Raw genomic sequence first — 23,545 nt, forward strand, 5'->3', positions numbered from 1 at the left:
CTTGATGCGGCATTGTAGGGGTACAGATTGCTGTACCCCTATTGCTGTTGAAGAAAATAACCCCATTAAACGCTACATAATTTACAGACCTTTCCTCTTAATCCCTATCTAAGGGATGATACGTCTATGCACATTTCATGGACATCAGTGAGCAATCTAAGATAAAGTTGTAATGAGTTTGTCTTATTGTACCGGGTGTCGTACTTAAGCAGTTGCCAGCTGTCCCTCAGCAAGTTTTTGGGCATTGTTATTACAATTCCAGGTTTTAGGTTACTGATGCCAGGACGTAAGGACTTAAGTCTCGTCGATAGAATGGGAGACAGGGATATGAATCAGCTAACCAATCAATTAAAAACACCAAAAATGCAAAACGAAGCGGCAGTTGCTAAACCCATTCGCTCTCTTGATGATGCCCTCAATCAATGCCAGGTATTGGGGATGCGTCTAAGCCGTCAACGTCGCTTCATTCTAGAACTACTTTGGCAAGCCAAAGAGCATATGTCGGCGCGAGAAATTTATGACCGTTTGAATCAGCAAGGTAAAGCGATCGGTCATACCTCTGTGTATCAGAATTTAGAAGCGCTATCCAGTCAGGGCATTATTGAGTGTATTGAGCGGTCTGATGGACGGCTGTATGGTAATGTTTGTGATGCTCATAGTCACGTCAACTGCCTGGATACCAACCAGATTGTCGATGTGTATGTAGAACTGCCTGAAGAATTGCTCAAGCAAATTGAGGAGCAAACAGGTGTGAGGATTACGGAATATAAGATTGATTTCTACGGCTACCGGATGAATCAATCACAAGCATCGGTATAGAGGCACTCAAACAGCTTATAGCCGCGACTACTCATAACCTGAGAAAATTGCCATAAAACACCCTCTAAAAAGAGTTTTTGGGAATCTCAACGTCAGTGGTTGCCGGGTCATACAGCCTTATAGTTTCATCCTGTTCAATGGCACCATCATCGTAGTCAGGAAAAGCTGGATTTTCTTGATCTAGATTCTCAATTTGTGCTGTATCACCGTCGTAGTCATCAGGATTGTACTCATACCTCACATCCGGTAAGCTTGGCTCTCCTTCAGCACTCTCAATAAAGATTGTCGGTTCTTCTGCCAAAAGATCATCTTCGTCAAGATTGCTAATAATCCTTGTTGGAGCTAAAGACTGATTGTAAGCTTGGAAATCTTCCAGGGTAAAGAAAGCTCCGCTTCTCGTGGCAAAGTTTTTAGCTTGTTCATCCAATCGAGCTTGAAATAAGCAAGCACTAACAAGATTCGCTGATGTAAGATTGGCTCCTTTAAGATTAGCGCCTGATAAATCAGCGCCTTCTAAATTAGCTCCAATCAGATTAGCGTTGGATAGATTTGCTCCGGCAAGATTTGCCCAAGACAAATTAGCATTTTGGAGATTAGCAGCGGCTAAATTAATCCCAACTAATTCAGCGTCTGATAAATTAGCTTGCCATAAGTTTGCCTCAGCCAGCATCGTTTGGTTTAGGCAAGCATCTGCTAGCTGGACTTTCCTTAAACTCTGCCGCGCACGCTCCCAAAAGGTAGTTGGAGAAAGTGCAGCTATTCGATTGATAAAATTTAGTAGCTGGTCGGCATCAAACTCTTGTAGATTATCTGGGTTGCCACAAGGCCAGAAGGGAATTTGAGCCGCTGGTGCGATCGCACAAAGCAACAAGAAAACATTCAACCCAACAGCAGCATCAACTTGTAAAACAGTCAAGGGGTTGTTGAGTTCTTTGAGTTGGGAATGCGCTTGGTGAGCAATGCCTTCATCCAGCCATCGCCCTCGACAGTAAGCGCGATAGAAACGGTATAGGCGTTCAAAGAGGACTCGAAAGGAGAAATTATCAGCATTACGCTTTTCCTCTTGTAGGAGACGCAGTACCACACGTTCTTCAATTTCAGCCGACATTAGACCATAACCCAGCAAAGTGTAAAGATGCTGAGCGACGTTAACGGCTTCACGAATGACAAAGCCAACTTCACCGTATTGATTTTTAACGGGTTGAGTCATCGCTTGAAGCTGAACTGCAATGGCTTCAGCACCCAGATATTCCCCGAAGCTAGGGTGAGAAAACTCAATAATTGGATTTTGGATTAGGGATTTTGGGGCATGGGAGTCGGCAGCCGCATCCGATCTTGAGTAGCGCCGAGGTGTTTGGACAACTGAGTCCTGGAAGCCTCCAACTGTCGTTAGGTTATCATCCATCGCTCTTGCACCCCAAATCGCCGTGGTTCGCTGAGAGCGGAAGAAGAGAGCTGGTAGTGAGGGAAAGAATACACCAGTCGTTGGTTCACCGTTGAGACGCTTCTGGATAGCGGTAGACGCTGCTTGATATTGCCCAGTTTGAATCATCGTTAGTGCTGCTACTTGCATTTGATAACGCAGCACTTGGGGAGAGCGATTTTCCAGCAAATTAGCGATCGCTTCTTGTGAGCGACTAGCATGAGCAAGCCCTTCCCGGATTAACTCCGGTGGTGGGCCACTGCCAGCCGTAGATTCACCCAACAGCCACCGCATCATCCGGTCGTAAATTTCAAACTTGGCTTGGGAGGCGTTCAGTAAAAAGATGCTTTCATCCACCCAAGCATCTCGGTGTAAAAGCCCCACAAGATACAGCATCAGAGGGCGTGTGAGCAAAGCCGCAAAGTCGTTGCCTGTTGAGCGGTGTTGAAATACTCCTCCGTGTTTGAGGAACGAAAAATACACCTGAGCAATAGTCTTCGATTGTAGTTTTGCCCACGCAACAAACCAGTGTCGAAACTCCTCCTGCCCCATCGGTTCAATGGCAATTCGCTGTAGTGGCGCAGGCATCGGTAGGGTACTACGTTGTCGATACTTTCGCGTCAGACAATCTAGGGTTGCGCGACGACTGGTAAGAATCAGCTTGTGACGAGGAAGACCCGACGAAGCTGTATTCTGGCTATGGAATCGCAGCACCTGCTCCATAAACGTCCAGAGGTGGCGTTGTGTCTGGGACGAACGGGGCAGTTCATCCAAACCATCGAGAATCAATAAGCAGGGAGGCGAATTAACAGATAACCAGCCATCCGTATCTGTGAAGCGTCCAATCGGGAAGGCAGAGTTGAGAGTCTGCTCAAGGGTTTGACCTAACGTCGCCTTTGAAAGCTGGATGACCACAGGCATCCAGTTAGGATAAAGTTCTTGAGAGACTCGATACGCCAACATTTGGCAAAAACTCGTCTTCCCACTACCGGGATCGGCTTCAATGACGGCAATACTAGTATGATCTTCCAGTTGCGACATTGCCCAGTCCATTAAATCCACCGGACGTGGAGGATTTGAGACTCTAGGTGCCAGGAAGATGGAGTAGTTTTGCAAGGAGAATCCCTCATCTTTAAGCACTTGCCCTTTGAGGGGAATGTATAAATCTTTCAGAGAAAAGGGTTCACCTAACAAAGGTTCGCTCAACCAACAGGCAAGATCTGCTCGATAGTATTCCCGATCCAAGTCAATCGGTAGCGTCGCTGCGGTGATTTCTCGCTCAGGAGTCTCTTCAGGGGTTGTGGCGTCTCGCGAACTGCTTAAACTGCCCAGCCGCACAAACTTTTGCAGTTGCGCCAAGGGTAGAGCATTCTCGGCAATCACCTTGAGTAGATAACCCGGTAATCCATTACTGATGCGCTGTGTCAGCAGTTTCGCTTCGGTTTCCTCCGCACCATTGGCGATAAACCAAGCGATCGCTAAACTATTCATCTGCTGCACTAGAAACGACTCAGCCACTAATGAAAGGGCTTGTTCCGCCTGACTATCGCTAAGCCGTCCTGGACGTAGGGTTTTTAGCAAAGCTAGGAGTTGCGAGTCGTTTAAGGGTTGAGCTGCATCTTGACCCGCTGGCACCGAGGCTCGATCAACCCAAGGTCTTGCAACCAGAAATTCTTGCTCTAAAATTCCTTGTAAGGCATTAAGATAAGCCACTTGAAAGGCAAGCCAGGTTCCTTCATTACGTCTTAACGGCTTTTTTCGACTGAGAATGCGTAGCAATCCTACACTCAACTGGGAGATAGGTTCTGCAACCTGCCATGCCGCTTTTAACGGTAGCTCCAAAACGTCAGTTAAAGCACTGATCGAAAAAGGGCTGAGGCTTTTGACCTCCATATCTTGGGCAATACGAAAAGCAATGCCAGCAATTTGGGCACTAGGGTGCCCTAGTTGGGCAAGTTCAATATTGCGCTCTACTAGCCAATGCCGGATGCTTAGGCTCATGCCACCCTAGTCACTCCAAAATTGGTCACTCATCTTATTTTGAACCTTATACAATGAGTGCGTGTCAAAGGATTCCAGCCCTGGGCAAGTCGCCCATTTAGGTCTGGCTCTTCCAGCGTAGCCGAAGAAAATCGTATTAGCTCTCCATTACCCATCAGGGACTAATCGTTGATCCGTGCCAAGAAAAGAATTAGACCGATTTCATGTCAAAAAACCCCGTCGCTTTCGTAAACGCCGGGAACGCAAACTGCTTATTCAAGTTGCCCAGAGAAGGCGGGAACACCAGAGAGCAAGAGTCGAGGCAAACCTCACGTCCTCATCCGCTCTCCTCATCTGTGATCCAAAGCCTCGCCGCTCATTTCGCCGCGCTTGGCGCTGGTCGCTCGTGTGGTTAAGTCTTCTCTCCTTTATGGGAGTTACGGTTACCGCAGGAGTGTTATGGCTCACCAAGCTGCCACCTCCCACTGATTGCCAAAACCTCTCGCGCTTATCTACTGATGGCGATCGCTTATTCTGTGCCCAAGTTGGAGCAACCTCTGGAAAATTAGAGAAATTAGAAGCCGCCATCACCTTAGTTCAGCAGTGGTCTCCCAATCATCCCCTCTACCCAGAATCACGGCGGATGCTGGAGAAATGGTCAGGATTGATTTTAGAAATTGCACAACAAAAAATCAGCCAAGGGAATCAATCCGAAGCAGTGAGTGTTGCGAGCAAAATTCCTGTCAATAGCCCTCTGTATCCTGAAGCACAAGCCTTAATTGCTACCTGGAAACAAGAGTGGCAACGCAGCGAAGCGCTAGTTAACCAATTTAGAGAAGCCTTGAAAGTACAAAAGTGGCAGCAAGCATCTCAGTCAATGGCTGAGTTATCCACCAGTAAGCGGAAGTATTGGAGTATATCGCGTGTTGATGCGCTAATGCGGCAGCTTGCAGCCGAAAAACTTGCATGGGAACAGCTAGAGGAGGCACGGGATTTAGCAAAATTGAATCAACTAGAACAGTTGGAAGAAGCGATCGCACTGGCAGGGAAAGTTAACCCCAACAGCTATGTCAAAGTCAAGGCGAAAGCAGAACAGACCCAATGGAGTCGTACTATAGTGCAAATCGCGGTAACGTATTTTGACCAACAAGAGTATGACAGTGCAGTTAACGTGCTAGAGCGCATTCCTGCAAATACTCCCCTGTATCAGGAAGCTCAAGATTGGATTCACCTGAGTCGTGCATTTGAGATGGCTAAGAAAGACACCCTTCTCGCTTTATTGGATGCGATCGCAGCAGTACGCCAAATTGAATCCAAAAGCCCACTGTACCGCAAAGCCTCAACCCAAGCGACGCTCTGGCAATCTCAATTACAAGACCACACAAAGTTACAAGTTGCCCGCCTACTCGCAAGCTTCGATCAGCAAAAGACACTCAAAATAGCGATCGACCAAGCAACCCAGGTTGCCCCAAAGCGTCCTCAACGAATATTTGCCCAGACGCTGATAGCTCAGTGGCGGAAGGAAATTCAGCATATTGAAGACCATGACCAACTTTGGAGAGCTAAACAATTTGGAGAGCGAGGAACACTAAAAGAATTGAAAACAGCCGTGGAAATCGCCAGTACTGTTGGGCTAGGTCAGCCCCTGCGTCTTGATGCTCAAAGTGCGATCGCAAAATGGAATCGGCAAATTCAAACCATCGAAGACCAGCCCATCTTGGATTTAGCACAGGCGTTTGCCCAGCGTCGAGATTTGATTGCCGCCATTTCTACAGCAGGACAGATTCGCTCCGATCGAGCACTGTACGCTCAAGCACAAACTGCAATTAGCGATTGGGTCGCTCAAGTTCAAACAGCCGAAGATCGTCCGATTCTGGAAGCCGCCGTCGCCCTTGCCGCTCAAGGTCGTTTCGATGTTGCGATCGCTACCATCTCTCAAATCTCCCCTGAACGGGCACTTTACAGTCAAGCTGAAGCCTTAAAAAATAGTTGGATAGAACAAAGTGCCGCCCTTAACCGTGAAGCTCAGTCGCTTACTCCTGAGGCATACTGACGCAAGAGGCAGTGTTCAATATAACGAGAGAATCAGATTTCTCTACAGGTGTCACATTTTCCGCATATTTTGACTTTGGGGGTCAAAACCCTTAGAAAAACGGGTCGTTTCATCGTAGTACGCTCCACTTAGAGAAGCTCCAAAAAGCTTGGTAAAGTTGAGTTTAGCTTGCCGTAAATTTGCTTCATTGAGTTTCGCTCCGCTTAGATTTGCTCTTGTCAAGTTAGCTTTGGCAAGGTTAGCGCCACTCAGGTTGGCTCCCCAGAGTTTTGCTCTAGCAAGGTTAGCGCCACTCAAGTCCGCGCCCCAGAAATTAGCTCCCACCAGTGTTGCGCCAATAAGCGAAGCTCTGGAGAGCTTCGCTCCAGTAAAGTCTCGCTCTCCAGCGGCATAACGCAAAAGTAGTTCCTCAGTATCCATGTTTGATAAAAAAGATAGGCAACCGGACTTTCTAGTAGACTGTAGCAGTTGCCTGTATGTGGTTTAAGAGATTTTCTTACTGCTTTAAGCTTAATTTAATCCACTTTTCTTGGAGCGCTTGCCCATCAGTTTCATGAGCGATAGCAACGCCACACGCGACAGTATCCACGGCTTAACTCGACTTCTCCTAGTCGATGATGACCCCATCTTCCGGTTAGGGCTACGCACAGCCCTAGAATCGTTTCCTGACTTGCAAGTTGTGGCGGAGGCAGATACGGGTATTGCTGCTCCAGAGATTTTAGGTCGTCTGGTTAGTCAGAATACTGTTGATTTGGTTGTTTTGGAACTCGATAGTGGTGGTTCTCGCCCCAATTCCTTATCCGGGTTGTCCCTATGTCAGCAGCTAAAGACAGAGTACCCTGACTTGCCAGTTCTACTACTCACGGCTCAATCAGAACCGCTTTTGCTGCTATCGGTAAAGGAGTCTGGGATCGAGGGGTATTGTGCTAAGGGAAGCGCGATCGCTACACTTGTCCAAGCCATACGTCAGATTAGGTCGGGTCAACCTGCGTGGCAGACACTTTCAACAGAGTCACCAGCACTGACAAGTTCTGTACGCCCTCCCACTTGGCATCACAAAATGCGCTCTTACGGATTGCGGCAAATTGAAGAGGCACTAGCGCTAGTCAATCAAGAGCTTCAGAATCCCAATCTTTCCAACCTGGACTGGCTATTTTGGAGCGGACGCCGTCGCGAACTTCGGGCAGCACGTTGGGTCGTGAATCAACTATTGCCTACTGATGTCATCGTCGTGGAACGGGAGAGGATAGGGGGACAAAATTCATTACGTGCAGCTGATAGCCTCGGACTTCCTTCTGTACCCGCAACACCGACTCGCTCACTTTCTTCGAGTTCCCAATCCTCTATCTCCAGGCAACAAATAGTACCAGCGTCGCGGCTAGCTAACTCTGAGCTTAGTCAAGTCCCTCAGCAATCGACACTATTTGAGCTGACATTAGCGAAACTCCAGTCAGGGTTATCAAATCTCACAGGTGTTGTGTTAGAAATTGATATTCTCTCTCCTGAGAAAAAGCAAGACTTACTTTATATAGTCCTACAAAAATTTGAGGATATTCTTCAGGAATTGCGTTTCTCCCAAGTGACGCTTGAGCAGCTACCTCAAAAGCGATCGCTAATCCTACAAGATTTGTGGCAAGTGTCAATCATAGATTTTTTTGGCAAGTATTATACATTGCCAATTGAAGAAAACGGGTTTGAAGTTGTTAATATTTTACTCAGCGATGCTGCCCTTGTTAAAACAGCAATTTTAGATAAAATTCCTTTCGTGGTTGACTTATTAACTCAGCAGCTATTTGAAGCACCGTTAATCATTGATAATGTTTCTTATCCCGCCCAGACTCCTGAAGCAGTGGCACGGGCAGAACTGGTACTTCATAATCTAATCATTCAAGTGGCTAATGCTGTTGTTCAACCACTTTTGAATGAGTTTTCAGATGTGGAGACGATTAAGCAAAGTTTCTATGCTCGGCATTTGATTTCATCGCGAGAACTAGCTCGATTTCGTAATAATCTGTCTTGGAGATATCGTACTTTACAAGGGCTAGAAGAGCCACGAACCATCTTTGAAAGTCGATATGAGTTATTTGTTTTGAGTGATACAGGTATCAAAAGAACTTCAATTTATGCGCCTCGACGTCAGGAGTTAGAACAGCTTCGAGGTATTCCGTTAGCGGTAACTTTAGCGTATGAGACACGGGATGCGATCGCACCTCGTCTACGAGGTGTTGTGGCTTGGGTTGGCAAAGGTGTTGTTTACGTCCTCACACAAGTACTAGGAAGAGGCATCGGTTTAGTTGTTCGCGGAGTGATTCAAGGCGTTGGCAGTACCTTACAGGACACAAGGTTTGGGAAAAATAGTGAACGAGGGAAGTAATTTGTTGTACCCTTTGAGAATTTTTTCTCTCTGACTAAAGGCTTAAAGGTTACTAAAATTTTCTGGTTCTACCTAATTAGCCTTTAATCGTTTGAAGCTTGAGGCTTCAATCTCAATTCAACAAAAGATACTTCGATTGACCCTACCGAGAGAGGGCAACCTTAAAAATCATAGATATTCTGCTGGTATTGAATTTAAATTTTCAGCTTAATATCAGTCTAAGGAAGTAACACATGATATACATGATTGACGACGACTCGCTTCAGGAACTACAAAGCCTTATCCAAGGTGTTGTTAAAGCACAGACCGATAATCTCTCGGAAATTGTAAAAATTGCTGGTCTAAACCCTACAGAAGACTTTGCAGGAGCTGATCTCAGGAGTACTCGGCTAAGAGGTCTTGTCCTGAGTGATGCTGATCTCAGGGGAGCTAACCTGAATGCTGCCAATATTAGAGGGGCGCTTTTGAGCGGAGTTGACTTCAGTGAGGCAAACCTCAGCGAGGCTGACTTAAGCGATGCTAACCTCACCTTGGCAAATTTGAGCGACGCTAATCTCAATTGTACTAATCTTAGTCGTGCCAATCTAATCCGCGCCAACTTAATCTGTGCCGATCTGAGCAGTGCTGACCTGAGAGGAGCGAATCTCGGTGGAGCTGATTTAAGTAGGGCAAACTTAGGTGGAGCAAACTTAGGTGGGGTCAACCTGAGTGGAGCTAGCCTCAATGGAACTAATCTTAGTGGCGTCAACTTAATTCGGGCAAACTTGAGCCGTGCTGATTTTATTCGCGCCAATCTTTGCCTTGCCGACCTAATTTGCTCCGACTTGAGTGTAGCTAATCTGTCAGGTGCTGATCTAATCCGTGCAGATTTGAGCATCGCTGACCTCAGAGGAGCCAATCTAAGCGGTGCCGACCTGAGCGGCGCAACCTTATGTGGTGCCAACCTAGGCGGAGCGATTTTACGTGGAGTCAACTTGAGTGAGGGGAACCTGAGGGGGGCAAATTTAAAGAAGGCTAAGTTTGCCAGGATTTCAGGGATTTGTGAGAAAACAAAACTAGATTGGATTCGACGGGGAGCTATTTTTGAAGATTTAGCTGATACCAGCTTCAAAGAATGCTGTCAGTGTTAGATCAGAATTCGCTTTTGCGCTCTTGTGTTTTGACTGTCGCAACTTGGCAATCTATCTCTAACTGTAGAACTTCAAAGCTGATAATAGTCTCGATTAGTTCTACTGTGTAAAGGGTAAACTTATCGTTGTACAAAATCCTTTTACTACAGCAAGATGACACTACTAATTACAGATTGACAAGTGGCAGATTAGCTGAAAGATCATCTATATGTAGTTCGATTGTAAAGCTTAAGCAGCACTTGACACCAACGGATTGCCGAGTCATGTACCTTTATAGGTAGCACCTTGCACTACCGATTCCAGCTTGGCAATGCAACCTTCTCTTCCTACCAAGCCTCAGCCGGAGCCTAAAAACAACTGCCCAAATTGCCTATACATGAAGTTGGAAGGAATTCCGGTTCAGCCAGGGAGCCAGGACAGTATTGACTTGTGGCATTTAATCACCGACACACAGCCGATTGACCTGCTGTTGACGATTAACTTCGGCGAGCAATGGGAGACGCTCAAACAAGGTCGTGTCAAGTTTGGGCTAAAAGGTGGAGAACTGCGAGTCAGACTAGAAAATGGCGAAATCCCTCTTGAGTCGCGTGAACTGATTGGCTCTATTGAACTTTTCCTTCAAAGAGAAAGGCAAAAACCCGAACGTGGTAAAGAGCAAAAGGGTAGAGACATTCGTATACGTGCTGCCAATCCCTCTTCAAATGGCAGTCAACCTCAGCCTCAAGCAAATGTTGGTGTAGGACAAAAGTTAGGTAGAACAGAGCAATCCCCACCTAGCATCTGTCATATAACAACAAAGGTTTCCGAAGAGAATCCCGTTTGGATTTTTGAGCAAGAGATGGGTGAACCCGTTTTAAAAGGCTTCCTGAAGAAGGCAAAATTGGCAACCTTGAATGTGATTGCTTTGCCTTGTCGTGTAGAAGCAATCTTTGAAGTGTCCAAACGAGATCTGTGTCTGACTGATGCTGAGGGGTTATGGCCGCCAGACATTAGTCGCAATAAACGAGCTGTATTAGACCGACTAATCATCCAGCGTTTGCTAGAACCGAAACTCAAGCCTTACCTCAGTCGAGCGGAGTTGCACTATGACTGATGACAAATCTCTTCAGGAACTGCACGTCCTGATTCAGCGTGTTTTAGAAGCCAAAACAGATAATCTTGAGCAGTTAACAGCAATTGCTGGTCTAAATATTGCTAAAGATTTCATTGAGGCTGACCTCAGCCATACCAATCTGAGTGAAGCTGAACTCATTGAAGCCGACTTTAGGGGGGCTGACCTTAGAAGCGCCAACCTTCAGAGGGCAAAGCTGAGAGGCGCAGACTTGAGAGGAGCAAACTTGAGTCAGGCTAACCTGAGTGATGCCGACCTCCGAAGTGCTAACCTCCGGGGAGCTAATCTTAGGGGGGCAGACTTGAGAGGGGCTGGATTAAATAGTGCTAATTTGAGTGATGCGAACCTGTGCGGTACCAACTTGAGTGAAGCTGACCTGAGTGAAGCTGACCTCCGGGGGGCTGACCTCAGAACTGCCAGACTTAGAAATGCCGACCTCAAGGACACTAAACTCAGGGGAGCTAACCTCGGACGTGCAGACCTCAAGGATGCCAATCTCAAGGGAGCATTCCTGATTCGAGCCTACCTTGGTGGAGCCTACCTTGGTGGTGCTGATTTAGGCGGGGCAAACCTTAGTGAGGCTGACCTGAGTGATGCCAAACTCAGTGGTGCTAAATTGCGGGGCACCAATCTCAGTGGGGCAAATTTGAGCATTGCTGACTTGGGTGGTGTAAACCTGATCCGAGCCAACCTGAGCAGCGCTGACTTGATCCGAGCTAACTTGAGCAGTGCTGACCTGATCCGCACCAACTTGAGCGGTGCTGATCTTCGGGGAGCAGATTTGAGCCTTGCTGACTTGAGCCTTGCCAATCTGGGCAGTGCCAATCTGGGCAGTGCTAATCTCATGCGGGCAAATTTGAGTATTGCTGAGTTAGGCGGGGCAAACTTGAGTGGGGCTAACCTGAGTGAGGCTGATTTAAGAGGGGCGAATGTTGAGAATACGCAATTTGCCAAGAATCAGGGAATTTCTGAGGAGACAAAGCTTGTCCTGCTACGACGGGGCGCAATTTTTGAAGATTCCACTGGTAATCGTTCTGAGGTTTTGACACCTCGCTAAATATTTGCCTAAAAATTATTCCTCATAGATTAGAGATACAATGAAAAGCTCAAAAATCACTGATGTCTGAAGCAAGCGGAAAGATGAGAAAACCAATTTGGATGAAGTTTGTCGTTCTGATATTGCTGTTGGTCAGTACCGGATTCTCTCTCACAGCCTGTCAACAGCCACAGCAAGGCGATGAATCCACAGAACAAGAGGAAGATCAGCCTAACAACTCTAACCAAGAGAATGAGGATGAGGAAGACGAGGATGAGGACTCTCAGGAAGACGATGACCCAGAATAATTGCTGCTCCTTCTAGACATCTCGTGCTACCTTCCTGATCATGGAGACTCTACAGCATTACGATTCGCTCAAAACAACTCTGCAACATCGGCGTGAACGTCTCGCTCAGTTAATTGATTTTCCAGTGATTCTCTGGTCAGGGTTACGAAGTTCGCGCAACTATCCGGACAATGTATTCCCGTTTCGGGCGAGTAGTCACTTTCTGTACTTTGCAGGTTTACCACTAGAGAACGCGGCAATCTGCCTCAATCAGGGGAAGCTTGAACTGTTTATGGACGAGGCATCTCCTGCTAGTGCCCTTTGGCATGGAGAGATGCCCAAACGCGAGGAAATTGCCGGGACGATTGGGGCGGATGCTGCCTTTCCTCTGTCAGAACTCCCATCACGAGCAAAAGGTGCAGCAACGGTTGCCGTCCCAAATGCCACCACTTGCTCGCAACAAGCTCAGATTTTAAATCGACCTGTGGCACCAGCAGATGTATGTACTGGAATTGATCAAGAGTTAGTAAAAGCGATCGCGTCTTTACGACTCTGCCACGACACTGGTGCCCTCTCAATGTTACGTCAAGCCGCTGCGGTGACTGTAGAAGCCCATAAAGCGGGGATGAAGGCAACACCTACCGCTAAGGTAGAAGCCACAGTACGGGGTGCGATGGAGGGCGTGATTATTGCCCACAATATGACTTGTGCCTACAGCAGCATTGTCACCGTTCACGGTGAAGTACTCCATAATGAACTGTATCACCATCCCCTACAACCTGGAGATTTACTACTTGCTGATGTTGGGGCTGAAACAACAGCAGGATGGGCATCTGACATAACACGTACTTGGCCTGTAACAGGCAAATTCTCAACAACTCAGCGTGACCTTTACGATGTTGTGTTAGCGGCTCATGATGCCTGTATTGATAAAATCCGTCCTGGAATTGAGTATCGTGACATTCATCTTTTAGCAGCATCAGTAATTGCCCAAGGATTAGTCGATTTGGGCATTCTGCGGGGACAGGTGTCAGATTTGATAGAAATGGATGCTCATGCCCTATTTTTTCCTCATGGTGTTGGTCATCTTTTGGGCTTAGATGTCCACGATATGGAAGATTTTGGGGATTTGGCGGGTTATGAGGAAGGAAGAGTTAGAAGCGATCGCTTTGGCTTAAGCTATCTGCGGCTCAATCGACCACTAAAAGCAGGAATGCTGGTTACCATTGAACCGGGTTTCTATCAAGTGCCAGCAATTCTGAATGACCCTTCCCTACGATCAAAGTATCAAGAGGTTGTAGATTGGGAGCGTCTTACTCAATTTGCCGATGTCCGGGGTATTCGCATTGAAGATGATGTTTTGGTCACTGAGGAAGGTAGCGACGTATTGACAGCCGCTCTACCCACTGATGCGGATACCGTTGAACAACTGGTGATGACGGTTGCTTAACGACATAGCTGCTGAGCAAGTACAAATTAGCTCTACCTGGCGCAATCAAGATTACCGAGATTTGACACCAATAAACGTGTGATAAATAAGCTCCGTCAAAATGTGAAGTTTGGGGCATTGTCCTAAAATCTTCACTCAGTTTTAGCGCCTTGTCGCGATCGCTAATTCAACGGTCTTCAATCTCAAGAATTACCCACGAACTCCGCCTCTACGGGTAATCCGCCCTGTAATTGTCCTATTTTCACTTCTCTAACCGCTACAACCTTGACATCCCACATTTTACAATTAGTAATGTTGCCAGCAACGGGGAAAGGATTTCTTGATATTCCGCGTTATTGAAATCCAGCCTGCACTGGCGACGAAGGCAACATTGATTGTCACGCTTGCAGGTGGTCGCCAATAGTTTGTTGCATTTAATCCAAAGAACAATTATGAAAGATCTCACTCGTTATCGAAACATCGGCATCTTCGCTCACGTGGATGCTGGCAAGACGACCACAACTGAAAGAATCCTGAAACTGACGGGTAAAATCCACAAGATTGGTGAAGTCCATGAAGGCGCGGCGACGACGGACTTCATGGAACAGGAGCAAGAGCGCGGTATTACGATTCAGTCGGCTGCGACTAGCTGCTACTGGAATGACCACCAACTGAACATCATCGATACCCCAGGTCACGTCGATTTCACCATTGAGGTCTACCGTTCCCTTAAGGTTCTTGATGGTGGCATTGGTGTTTTCTGTGGTTCCGGTGGGGTCGAACCGCAATCGGAAACTAACTGGCGCTATGCTAACGACTCGAAAGTCTCTCGCATCATCTACATCAATAAGCTTGATCGCACGGGTGCCGATTTCTACCGTGTTGTCAAGCAAGTCGAAAAAGTGCTTGCGGCTAAGCCACTGGTGATGGTGCTGCCGATTGGCGTTGAAGAGCAGTTTTGCGGTGTGGTCGATCTGCTGACCCGTAAGGCATGGGTATGGGACAACTCCGGCGATCCGATGAACTACAAGATTAAGGATGTTCCTGCCGATATGGTCGATGATGTCGAGGCTTACCGCGAACAGTTGATCGAACTGGCGGTTGAGCAGGACGATGACCTGATGGAACAGTATCTAGAAGGGGAAGAACCGGATATCGATTCGATTAAGCGGTGTATTCGCAAGGGCACCCGCGATATGGCATTCTTCCCTACCTACTGCGGCTCGTCGTTTAAGAATAAGGGTGTGCAGTTGGTTCTGGATGCCGTAGTTGACTACCTACCAGACCCGACTGAGGTCAAACCGCAGCCAGAGATCGATCTGGAAGGGAATGAAACGGGCGGATTTGCCATTGTCGATCCAGAGAAGCCATTACGGGCACTCGCGTTTAAGATCATGGACGATCGCTATGGTGCTTTAACCTTTACGCGCCTGTACTCCGGTAAGTTGTCAAAGGGCGATACCGTGCTCAACACCGCTACAGGTAAGACCGAGCGGATCAGCCGTTTGGTTGAGATGCACGCCAATTCTCGCGAAGAGATCGAATCAGCGCAGGCGGGTGACATCGTTGCGATCGTCGGTATGAAGAACATTCAGACCGGGCATACCATCTGCGATCCCAAAAATCCTGCAACGCTGGAGCCGATGGTCTTCCCAGAACCCGTCATTTCTATTGCTGTCAAACCGAAAGCAAAAGGCGGTGAAGAGAAGATGGCAATGGCGCTGACTAAGATGGTGCAGGAAGACCCGTCCTTCCATATGGTGACTGATGAGGAGAGCGGCGAGACCATTCTTAAGGGGATGGGCGAACTGCATCTAGACATCAAGGTTGATATCCTGAGGCGCACTCATGGGGTGGAAGTGGAAGTGGGTAAACCACAGGTAGCTTACCGCGAGTCGATTACTAAGCGCCTCGAAGACGGCTACGTTCACAAGAAGCAGTCTGGTGGTTCTGGTCAATTTGCCAAGATCAACTATGTGATTGAGCCAGGTGAACCAGGCACTGGCTTCCAGTTTGAGTCAAAGGTGACGGGTGGCAACGTGCCGAGAGAGTACTGGCCAGCGGTGCAAAAAGGCTTTGTGAGCTGCCTTGACCGAGGCGTATTGGCTGGGTTCCCCTGCATGGACTTGAAGTTCACGCTCACAGACGGTGGTTTCCATCCGGTTGACTCGTCGGCGATCGCATTTGAGATCGCTGCACAAGCCGCCTATCGGCAGTCCATTCCTAAGGCTGGGCCTCAGCTGCTCGAACCGATCATGAATGTCGATGTATTCACGCCAGATGATTACATGGGCGATGTTATCGGTGACCTTAACCGCCGCCGAGGGATGATCAAAGCTCAGGAAACAGGCCCGACGGGGGTTCGCATCAAGGCAGATGTGCCGTTGAGCGAGATGTTTGGCTACATTGGTGACCTGCGTACCATGACATCTGGGCGTGGACAGTTCTCGATGTCGTTCTCACACTATGCTCCTTGCCCAAATAACGTCGCAGAAGAGGTGATCAAGGAAGCTAAAGAGCGTCAGGCTGCTTTGTCGTAGACTTCTGGCAAAACTCAGGGAAAAGGTTAAAGGGCATGGGGAAAGGGAAGAAGATTCCTTTCCCTTTTCCCTCCTCTTGCAAAACCCCCTTTTGCAAGAGACGACCATGAGCTTTCGCTCACGAACCTTGCGATGAAAATAGGATAGGAACGATTTAGCCTTGTTTCAGCCTCCATTTTCTAGATAGGTCTATTGATTTAAAGTTTCTGGCAGTCTGTCGATATTAATTCGTTATGAAGTTGAATTCTCTGCCCGCAGAAGTCATTCTGAGCCATTCGCGTTTTACCCTTGGTCATCTATATCTAGACTGGAATCCCCAGCCGGGAGCCTACCTGGAAGTCGAGGGTCAGACCTACATGGTTTTAGAACGCAGGCATCGCTATCTGCTCAGATCAGGACGTTATCAGCTTCATAAGATTGCTCTCTACGTTCAAAAATGTGAGATTCCAGCGGAGGTCAGTCTGTTGGACGGGCGCTGGGTGATTGGAGACATCACTTGCTCATACAATGCTCGCTCTGAGTTGGTTCGATGTGCGATCAATCCCAGTGGGCCATGCGATCGCTGTGTTCATTATCAGAGGTTGCTCAACCCTTTTGAATCGGAACCGCGCCAAAGTAACTCATAGTAAAAGACTCTTATGCAGAGGGTTTTTATGTTTATTACTGGTACGTGGTCGGTATTTGCTGTGAGTTATCTGTACCCCTTCAGAGGACTGACTTCTAGAACACCACCTGGCTTAAATACTACCCGGAACTGAGCTAAGGGTTTTTGAGGTAACAACTCCGCATCCGCACCACCAATACCCGCCGCCTCCGGCTTATGTAAGCTGGGCAAAGGAGTTTCCCGGATATAATCTGAGGCGGGTTGATTATTTGGCTCATAGTCGGCAATCACACCCTCTTCGGTAACAGCCACACGATAAACTAAATCTCGTCTGGAGAGCGGAGTTCCTTCCCATTTTTCGCTAAGTTCTTCATAGAGTTTGTTATTTAACTCAGTGACTACAGATGCATCGGTAATTTCTGGCCCTAAACTGGGTTTACCTGTATAGCCGCGCCATGGGCTAATTTGCAGAACGCCTCTTCTGTTGAAGACTACCCGAAACTGAGCAATCGGTTCTTGACTAGCAACACTGCCATTAGTCGGAGTGTAGAGCAACTCAGGTAAGGGAGTATCTTGAGCCGCATCGCTTGGTTGTTCATCAACTGGCTTATAGCCGATAATCTCTCCGTCTTTGCCAACGCCAACCCGATATTCTAAGTTTTCATCCACTTCGTCACGGTTGTCCCACGCTTGATCAAGCTTGGTGTAAAGGTTTCGTTGTAGGAAACGTAGTTGTGTTGGATCAGTAATCTCTGGAACTGTGGCAAGGACTTCCTCCAGATCACTGGCTGAGGGTGGTGATGATGTCGGTGAAGGGCTAGCACTTGAGAGAGGTTCACCTGGACTAGGAGAGGTCGTCTCACTAGAATTTGGTTCAGCTGCCACGGGTTTGGGTGAACGTACCTCTGGGATGGGTGCAAAGAACAATGCGATCGCAGCGAAGGCTAAACTTGCCATTCCTAGGGTTGCTGGTGCTGCCCGTTTCGCGATCGGTTGGTCAGCTTTGCGGTAGCGCTTAGATAGAGGCTGCAACAACACATTCATGTCAGGTAGTGTGCGCCTATCTGCCAAAAACTGATCGATCGCTTCTACCAAGTCAAATAGCTGCACTGTTGTCAAATCAAGCTGGATTAGCTTACCTTGTTGTACTCCAGTATGAGACACGGAATCAGATACCATTCCCTTAGACGAAGCCTCATCAGTTGGCAGCAGCGTCAACCGATGCAAATTCTTCTCCTGAACTTTTTCCAACTGCACCAATGATGGCTTTTCCTCGTGCAGCTTTGGATGACGTACCTGACTCAAAAATTCCTGAGCATAGCGACTCACAGCCCTCACAAGGCTTTCTAAAAAGTCACGTCCTCCGCTCAAGGATTGTGTCTGACCTGTAAAACGGCATTCTGCATTGACGAGAATCGTCATCAAGGGCCGGGTATCAATTTGACCACCCCCGGCTGCACTACCATCACTCAAGCCCTCAAGAATAAGCGTGCAGTTGGGGAGACTGTACTGACGTTGAATAGTCATGCTACCTCTCCATCAAACAGGCTAGTCCAAAAGCGTTGCATTCCAGAGGTTCCTGTACAAAACAGCAATTGACTTAATAGCGAGAGTGCAAGTTCGTTCAACTTCTCGTCCGAGTTGTAAATAGCGACTTTTGCACGTCGCGGATTCATCCGACTCCGAAAATGAGCACGGAACCGTTCTAGATACTCAGACAAGCGAAAATGGTGATCCAGTGGTACCTGCTTGTCACTCAGTTGTTGATAAGCCAGTAATAACTGCCGGATTAAAGCCGTCATTTTTCGTGCCATATGACTGGCAATTACCACTAATGCCTTGGCTTCCTCGACTTGCAGTGGACGACGAGTATGAGAGCGTCGTAAGGGATTGGTGCAGCGCAGACGCCAAAGCACAACGCGATTTTTAATAATATCCTGGAGTTCTAGCTCTTTTGCCGTAAAGAGCATGGCTTCAGAACCGCCCAGTTCCAACGCTTCTATAGCAAGTAAAATCAGGTCGATCTGCTGCCGAGTGCGTGGCGGACACCCTCGCTCTGAGATAGGCATGTCAGGTAGACTATCTAAAATTAGGGGTTTGGACTGGGCAGGAGGACTGTTTGTCGGCATTACGCTCACAGAAAGATTCATTCCAACTAGCGATTGTAGGTTACTGGTTCTTATAAAAGTAATTTCAAGCGGCTTGGTAGCCCATAGGATAGCTGACTTCTTGCATTGGCATTTGTGCCCAGTTTCTAGTGTTGCTGAATTACAGGGTGTTTCCCCACTTCGAGGCTAGCATTTAATGCCTAGTCTGCTCAGCTCTACTACGCTCAACGTATCAGTGTTTGCGATCGCTCAAAAACGATCCAACATTCTATTGTACGATGCGTGCAGGAAGCGAATGGGAAGTTACTGGGGATTGTACCCGATACTCTTCCTGTCATAAATGCTGAGTCATAAAATGCCTTTGAAAGTGAGTTCACCTGAAGAATGGATTTAAAGTCTCTGATTCGCGATATCCCTGACTTTCCCAAGCCAGGAATTTTATTTCGAGATATCACCACGCTACTACGCAACCCAGAGGGACTGCGCTACACAATTGATACACTTGCCCAAAAGTGTGAAGAGGCAGGACTCGCGGCTGATTATGTGGTAGGAATGGAATCTCGTGGTTTTATTATTGGACCCCCTCTGGCTTACAAGATGGGAGCAGGGTTTATCCCTGTCCGGAAACCGGGTAAACTCCCCGCCGCCGTACATTCAGTTGAGTATGAACTGGAGTACGGTACGGATCGATTAGAACTCCATCAAGATGCCTTCAATCCTGGCAGTCGTGTTTTGATTGTGGATGATTTGATGGCGACGGGTGGAACAGCAGGTGCGACAGCTGCCCTCGTCGAGCAAACGGGCTGCGAATTAGTGGGTTTCGGGTTTATCATCGAGCTACGGGATTTAGGTGGGCGTCAAAAGCTGCCTAATGTACCAGTTGTGACATTGATTGAGTATTAAACAGTGGTCGTTAGTCATTGGTCATTGGTCATTGGTGAAGCACAACTGACAAACGGCAAAGGACACTAACTATGACTTCTTCTACGAAGGATTCCTCAGTTCGGGATGGATTCGATGGCTTTCGCAATCGGCTCACTCGGTTAGTTACGAGTGAGACGTTTCTCTATGTTGTGAAGCGTTTGTTGCAAGCGATGTTGACCTTACTGTTGGCATCTGCTTTGAGTTTTGCAATCATTCAGCTAGCACCAGGGGATTACTTGGATACCCTCCGGCAGAATCCAAAAATTTCGCCGGAGCGAATCGAGGAACTACGGCGACAATTTGGTCTGGATCAGCCAGCCATTGTGCAGTATTGGCGTTGGCTGGTGGGAGTAGTGACAAGAGGTGACTTCGGTATAAGTTTTACTTATTTTCGTTCCGTATCATCTTTGTTGTGGGAGCGAGTCCCCGCAACATTACTCATGGCGATTGCCTCGCTTGTTGTTACTTGGGCGATCGCAATTCCTCTTGGTATTGTTGCCGCTGTTCACCAAAACCGAGCATTTGATCGATGTCTACAAGTCATTAGTTATGGGGGACAAGGCTTTCCTAGCTTTATCACCGCCTTACTAATGCTCATCGTCGCACAGAACACCTCCCCATTCTTACCCGTGGGTGGCATGACGAGTATCAATCACGCGGATTTGTCGCCAATCGGTAAAGTGTTGGATATCGGCTGGCACCTGATTTTGCCGACAATTGCTCTATCTATCGCAGGCTTTGCTGGTCTACAGCGCATTACCAGAGGAGAAATGCTAGATGTTCTGCGCCAAGACTATATCCAAACGGCTCGTGCCAAGGGACTCCCAGAAAACCGGGTCATATATGTCCACGCCCTTCGTAATGCGGTTAATCCTTTGGTAACACTATTGGGATTTGAGTTTGCTGGCTTGTTAGGCGGTGCATTTATTGCCGAATCTTTCTTCAACTGGCCCGGACTAGGGCGTCTGATTCTGGAGGCAGTAAGAGCGCAAGACCTCTATTTGGTGATGGCAAGCTTGATTATGGGCGCTGTGCTGCTCATTGTAGGCAACTTGTTAGCGGACTTGTTGCTGAAGTTCGTCGATCCCCGGATTCGTCTGGAGGATCTGAAGTAAGTATTTATGCTGTTTCCTTGCCATGTTCACTCAAATCTATTATCTGATTCTTTCTAGAGCTGACGGTCGCTATTTAGTTGCCCAGCCAAATCCAAGTAGCAGTGACGCTGGGGCAAGCTATTTGTTGATGTTTCGTGAACACTTTGATGCTCTGAGTTATCTCAATGCTCACGGTTCTGATGTTGCTGACCGCTTTGCTGTAGAGACAGTTTCTGGAGGCCAGTTAAAAGGATTACTCCAACGCTGGGGATTTACGGGTGTCGGTATCGTTCAAGACCCTTTAGTACCCCAAATTGAGTTTCTCGAACACGGTTAAGCAAATAGTGTTCCAGTGCGAGGCAGGTGGGGAAATGGGGCGGTAGGAAGTTAATGTACATAAACTTTGGAGTTTGTCATTTATCACCCCACCACCTCGTCATTGATTGCCTTTATTTAGAAACCGACCCTTCGCTACGGCAAAAATCGATCCAATGCCGCCTTCAACTCTTCGATTTCTACTTCAATATTGCCTTCTTCAGCAGCACGACCGATGCACTGGGTTAAATGTTCATCCAGAATAATTCGTGCTACTCGATCTAGTGCGCCTCGAACAGCAGCGACTTGCACCAGAACATCAGGACAAGGGCGACTTTCCTGCACCATCGTTTTGATTCCTCGAATGTGTCCCTCAATCCGAGAAAGCCGATTGACGATTCGCCGCAGAGATTCTTCGTCATGAACGTGGCGATGTGTAGATACCTCGCCATGATGATGTTCTATCGGGCTGTGATGTACATCCAGCTCTTGGGTACACTCATCTTTCCCTGGAATGGCAAAGGTTTCGTTAATCAATGGGTTAACTCCAATTTTTGGATTACGAACACTCATCAACAGATGGAAGAGACAAGGAGAATCGGGGGCATTTGTGGCACTGCTGCCAAGCCGTAAGGCTTACCCCCTTTTGAGAAAGCGCAAAGAGAGGGAAAATTCTCCACATCTTGCCAACTTTCTTGAACACCCTCTTCTTCCATCAATAAATTCGTACTCCTGATCCTAGCCTAGAGCGGGGAATCTATAGCGATAATCCTTGATGCGACAGAAACCTAGACAGTCCGTAAAACGTCCTCATCAGGTGAATCTCAGTAACGTTAACTGAACTGTCAGAATATTTATATGACTACTTGTAGCGACAAATAAACTTCTCCTACAGTTTTTCAAGAAACTTGCTCCGAATTCAAGATTGATGCTATGCGATTGACAAAGTTTTCTCTTCCTCTGCGCCAAACGAGTACTTACCTGCTTGCGATCGTTCTTGGTGTCGTTTTAACGGTTGGCTTTTATCAGGTATTGCCATCTCAGGCAGGCCCGGCACCGGGCTTAGAATCAGCAACACCAACTCTGCTGGCTCAACGGCAGCCAATACCTAACACAGCTACCAGTGGCAGTTTTGTAACATCAGCTGTCAATCGAGTGGGATCATCGGTAGTGCGGATTGACACTGAACGCACAATCACGCGCCGTGTTGACCCATTCTTTGATGACCCAGGCTTCCGGCGCTTTTTTGGTGAAGACTTTTTCCCCCAGATGCCACAAGAAAGACGCCTCCGGGGTCAAGGGTCAGGCTTCATCATTGACAGCAGTGGGATTATTCTCACCAATGCTCATGTGGTCGATCAGGCAGATAAGGTGACTGTTCTCCTCAAAGATGGACGTAGTTTTGAGGGGAAGGTACAGGGTGCGGATGAAGTCACTGACCTCGCCGTTGTCAAAATTGATGGTAGAGATTTGCCTGTTGCACCTCTAGGAGATTCTGGACAGGTATCGGTGGGTGATTGGGCGATCGCAGTTGGTAATCCCTTGGGGCTGGATAATACGGTTACGCTGGGGATTGTCAGCACCCTTCAGCGGTCTAGTACTCAGGTGGGTATTCCTGATAAGCGACTAGATTTTATTCAAACTGATGCTGCGATTAATCCAGGTAACTCTGGTGGTCCACTCCTGAACCAACAAGGAGACGTGATTGGCATCAACACCGCCATTCGTCCCGATGCAATGGGAATTGGTTTTGCAATTCCGATTAACGAAGCCAAAACAATTTCAGCTAAGCTGGCACGGGGTGAAAGAATTGCCCATCCTTATCTTGGAATTCGGATGGCAACGCTGACACCTCAGATAGCCGCAGAAAACAACAGCGACCCCAACTCCTCCTTTATGGTGCCGGAAGTCAATGGTGTCTTAGTGGTGCAAGTATTACCCAACACTGCTGCTGCTAGCGGAGGACTTCGACGTGGAGATGTAATCGTCGAAATCGAAGGGAAACCGATAGCCACGGCTGAGCAGTTACAGCGTACCGTTGAAAACAGCGGCGTGAATCAAGTACTACAAATCAAGGTGCGTCGCGGCAACCAGACGAACACGCTCTCTGTCCGTACTGGCGAACTACCTTCGACAAGCTCATAAAAGCCTTCAATAATTCGGGGAGCAGCTTTTTAGATTTAGCCCGTATACCAGTGGGTGCATCCCTTGCGTGACCAATAGCCACAGACTAGAAGTCTGTGGCTGTACAAACTAAACCCGCCTGCGCGGACTGTTTTAAAACAGTCCGCGCAGGCAAACTTCGGTTTTGTCGGCGC

Annotated in this window: 20 protein-coding genes; 14 read left to right on the forward strand and 6 right to left on the reverse strand. The window is 47.7% G+C overall.

Features of this window, described 5'->3' with window-relative positions; genetic code table 11:
- The first annotated feature begins 276 nt into the window (after nucleotides 1-276).
- Nucleotides 277-819 (forward strand): Fur family transcriptional regulator, encoded by a 543-nt coding sequence (locus AC5JL3_RS25715; protein WP_496077176.1) that lies wholly within the window; start codon nucleotides 277-279, stop codon nucleotides 817-819.
- A 64-nt stretch (nucleotides 820-883) separates the two neighbouring features.
- Here AC5JL3_RS25715 and AC5JL3_RS25720 read toward each other — a convergent pair whose 3' ends face one another.
- Complete coding sequence (locus AC5JL3_RS25720; protein ID WP_496077177.1) at nucleotides 884-4,243, reverse strand: pentapeptide repeat-containing protein; 3,360 nt, start codon at nucleotides 4,241-4,243, stop codon at nucleotides 884-886.
- A 175-nt stretch (nucleotides 4,244-4,418) separates the two neighbouring features.
- Between AC5JL3_RS25720 and AC5JL3_RS25725 the strand changes: the two genes are divergently transcribed.
- Nucleotides 4,419-6,275, forward strand: a complete 1,857-nt coding sequence (locus AC5JL3_RS25725; RefSeq protein WP_496077178.1) for a hypothetical protein — start codon at nucleotides 4,419-4,421, stop codon at nucleotides 6,273-6,275.
- A gap of 51 nt (nucleotides 6,276-6,326) precedes the next feature.
- On the opposite strand, the gene AC5JL3_RS25730 is transcribed toward AC5JL3_RS25725, so the two are convergent.
- Nucleotides 6,327-6,695: a pentapeptide repeat-containing protein gene (locus tag AC5JL3_RS25730; RefSeq protein ID WP_496077179.1), complete on the reverse strand. Its 369-nt coding sequence runs from the start codon at nucleotides 6,693-6,695 to the stop codon at nucleotides 6,327-6,329.
- Between the two features lie 133 nt (nucleotides 6,696-6,828).
- Here AC5JL3_RS25730 and AC5JL3_RS25735 point away from each other — a divergent pair, with 133 nt between their 5' ends.
- The 8 genes from AC5JL3_RS25735 to AC5JL3_RS25770 all read left to right on the forward strand — a co-directional run bounded on the left by AC5JL3_RS25735 (nucleotide 6,829) and on the right by AC5JL3_RS25770 (nucleotide 16,808).
- Entirely contained in the window at nucleotides 6,829-8,649 is a 1,821-nt protein-coding gene (locus tag AC5JL3_RS25735) for a DUF3685 domain-containing protein (RefSeq protein WP_496077180.1), read from the forward strand.
- A 233-nt stretch (nucleotides 8,650-8,882) separates the two neighbouring features.
- Nucleotides 8,883-9,779 carry a pentapeptide repeat-containing protein gene (locus tag AC5JL3_RS25740; protein ID WP_496077181.1) on the forward strand — a complete coding sequence of 299 codons (897 nt, stop codon included), beginning with the start codon at nucleotides 8,883-8,885 and terminating at the stop codon, nucleotides 9,777-9,779.
- Nucleotides 9,780-10,089: 310 nt separating this feature from the next.
- Nucleotides 10,090-10,872 (forward strand): hypothetical protein, encoded by a 783-nt coding sequence (locus AC5JL3_RS25745; protein ID WP_496077182.1) that lies wholly within the window; start codon nucleotides 10,090-10,092, stop codon nucleotides 10,870-10,872.
- Nucleotides 10,865-11,947, forward strand: a complete 1,083-nt coding sequence (locus AC5JL3_RS25750; RefSeq protein WP_496077183.1) for a pentapeptide repeat-containing protein — start codon at nucleotides 10,865-10,867, stop codon at nucleotides 11,945-11,947. Before AC5JL3_RS25745 ends, AC5JL3_RS25750 begins: the two co-directional genes overlap by 8 nt.
- A gap of 83 nt (nucleotides 11,948-12,030) precedes the next feature.
- Entirely contained in the window at nucleotides 12,031-12,234 is a 204-nt protein-coding gene (locus AC5JL3_RS25755) for a hypothetical protein (RefSeq protein ID WP_496077184.1), read from the forward strand.
- A 40-nt stretch (nucleotides 12,235-12,274) separates the two neighbouring features.
- Entirely contained in the window at nucleotides 12,275-13,663 is a 1,389-nt protein-coding gene (locus AC5JL3_RS25760; RefSeq protein ID WP_496077185.1) for an aminopeptidase P family protein, read from the forward strand.
- 431 nt (nucleotides 13,664-14,094) lie between these two features.
- A complete protein-coding gene (gene fusA / locus AC5JL3_RS25765) occupies nucleotides 14,095-16,182 on the forward strand; it encodes an elongation factor G (RefSeq protein WP_192218908.1) in 2,088 nt (695 codons plus the stop codon).
- A gap of 233 nt (nucleotides 16,183-16,415) precedes the next feature.
- Nucleotides 16,416-16,808 (forward strand): DUF6464 family protein, encoded by a 393-nt coding sequence (locus AC5JL3_RS25770; protein WP_496077186.1) that lies wholly within the window; start codon nucleotides 16,416-16,418, stop codon nucleotides 16,806-16,808.
- 65 nt (nucleotides 16,809-16,873) lie between these two features.
- On the opposite strand, the gene AC5JL3_RS25775 is transcribed toward AC5JL3_RS25770, so the two are convergent.
- Nucleotides 16,874-18,313, reverse strand: a complete 1,440-nt coding sequence (locus AC5JL3_RS25775) for a DUF4335 domain-containing protein (RefSeq protein ID WP_496077187.1) — start codon at nucleotides 18,311-18,313, stop codon at nucleotides 16,874-16,876.
- A complete protein-coding gene (locus tag AC5JL3_RS25780) occupies nucleotides 18,310-18,915 on the reverse strand; it encodes a DUF3038 domain-containing protein (protein WP_496077188.1) in 606 nt (201 codons plus the stop codon). The genes AC5JL3_RS25775 and AC5JL3_RS25780 overlap by 4 nt, the downstream gene beginning before the upstream one ends.
- Nucleotides 18,916-19,278: 363 nt before the next feature.
- Here AC5JL3_RS25780 and AC5JL3_RS25785 point away from each other — a divergent pair, with 363 nt between their 5' ends.
- The 3 genes from AC5JL3_RS25785 (at nucleotide 19,279) to AC5JL3_RS25795 (ending at nucleotide 21,249) form a co-directional block, all read left to right on the forward strand.
- Complete coding sequence (locus tag AC5JL3_RS25785; RefSeq protein ID WP_496077189.1) at nucleotides 19,279-19,797, forward strand: adenine phosphoribosyltransferase; 519 nt, start codon at nucleotides 19,279-19,281, stop codon at nucleotides 19,795-19,797.
- Nucleotides 19,798-19,868: 71 nt separating this feature from the next.
- A complete protein-coding gene (locus tag AC5JL3_RS25790; RefSeq protein ID WP_496077190.1) occupies nucleotides 19,869-20,933 on the forward strand; it encodes an ABC transporter permease in 1,065 nt (354 codons plus the stop codon).
- A gap of 22 nt (nucleotides 20,934-20,955) precedes the next feature.
- Nucleotides 20,956-21,249, forward strand: coding sequence for a hypothetical protein (locus AC5JL3_RS25795; RefSeq protein WP_496077191.1), 294 nt, complete (start codon nucleotides 20,956-20,958; stop codon nucleotides 21,247-21,249).
- A gap of 134 nt (nucleotides 21,250-21,383) precedes the next feature.
- Here the strand turns inward: AC5JL3_RS25795 and AC5JL3_RS25800 are convergent, their stop codons facing one another.
- Nucleotides 21,384-21,800, reverse strand: a complete 417-nt coding sequence (locus AC5JL3_RS25800; RefSeq protein WP_242058497.1) for a metal-sensing transcriptional repressor — start codon at nucleotides 21,798-21,800, stop codon at nucleotides 21,384-21,386.
- The gene (locus tag AC5JL3_RS25805; RefSeq protein WP_496077192.1) at nucleotides 21,800-21,943 is read right to left on the reverse strand and encodes a hypothetical protein; all 144 of its coding nucleotides are present in this window, start codon (nucleotides 21,941-21,943) and stop codon (nucleotides 21,800-21,802) included. Before AC5JL3_RS25805 ends, AC5JL3_RS25800 begins: the two co-directional genes overlap by 1 nt.
- Before the next feature lie 217 nt (nucleotides 21,944-22,160).
- Between AC5JL3_RS25805 and AC5JL3_RS25810 the strand changes: the two genes are divergently transcribed.
- A complete protein-coding gene (locus AC5JL3_RS25810; protein ID WP_496077193.1) occupies nucleotides 22,161-23,372 on the forward strand; it encodes an HhoA/HhoB/HtrA family serine endopeptidase in 1,212 nt (403 codons plus the stop codon).
- The last annotated feature ends 173 nt before the right edge of the window (nucleotides 23,373-23,545 follow it).

The organism is Symplocastrum torsivum (assembly GCF_059505465.1).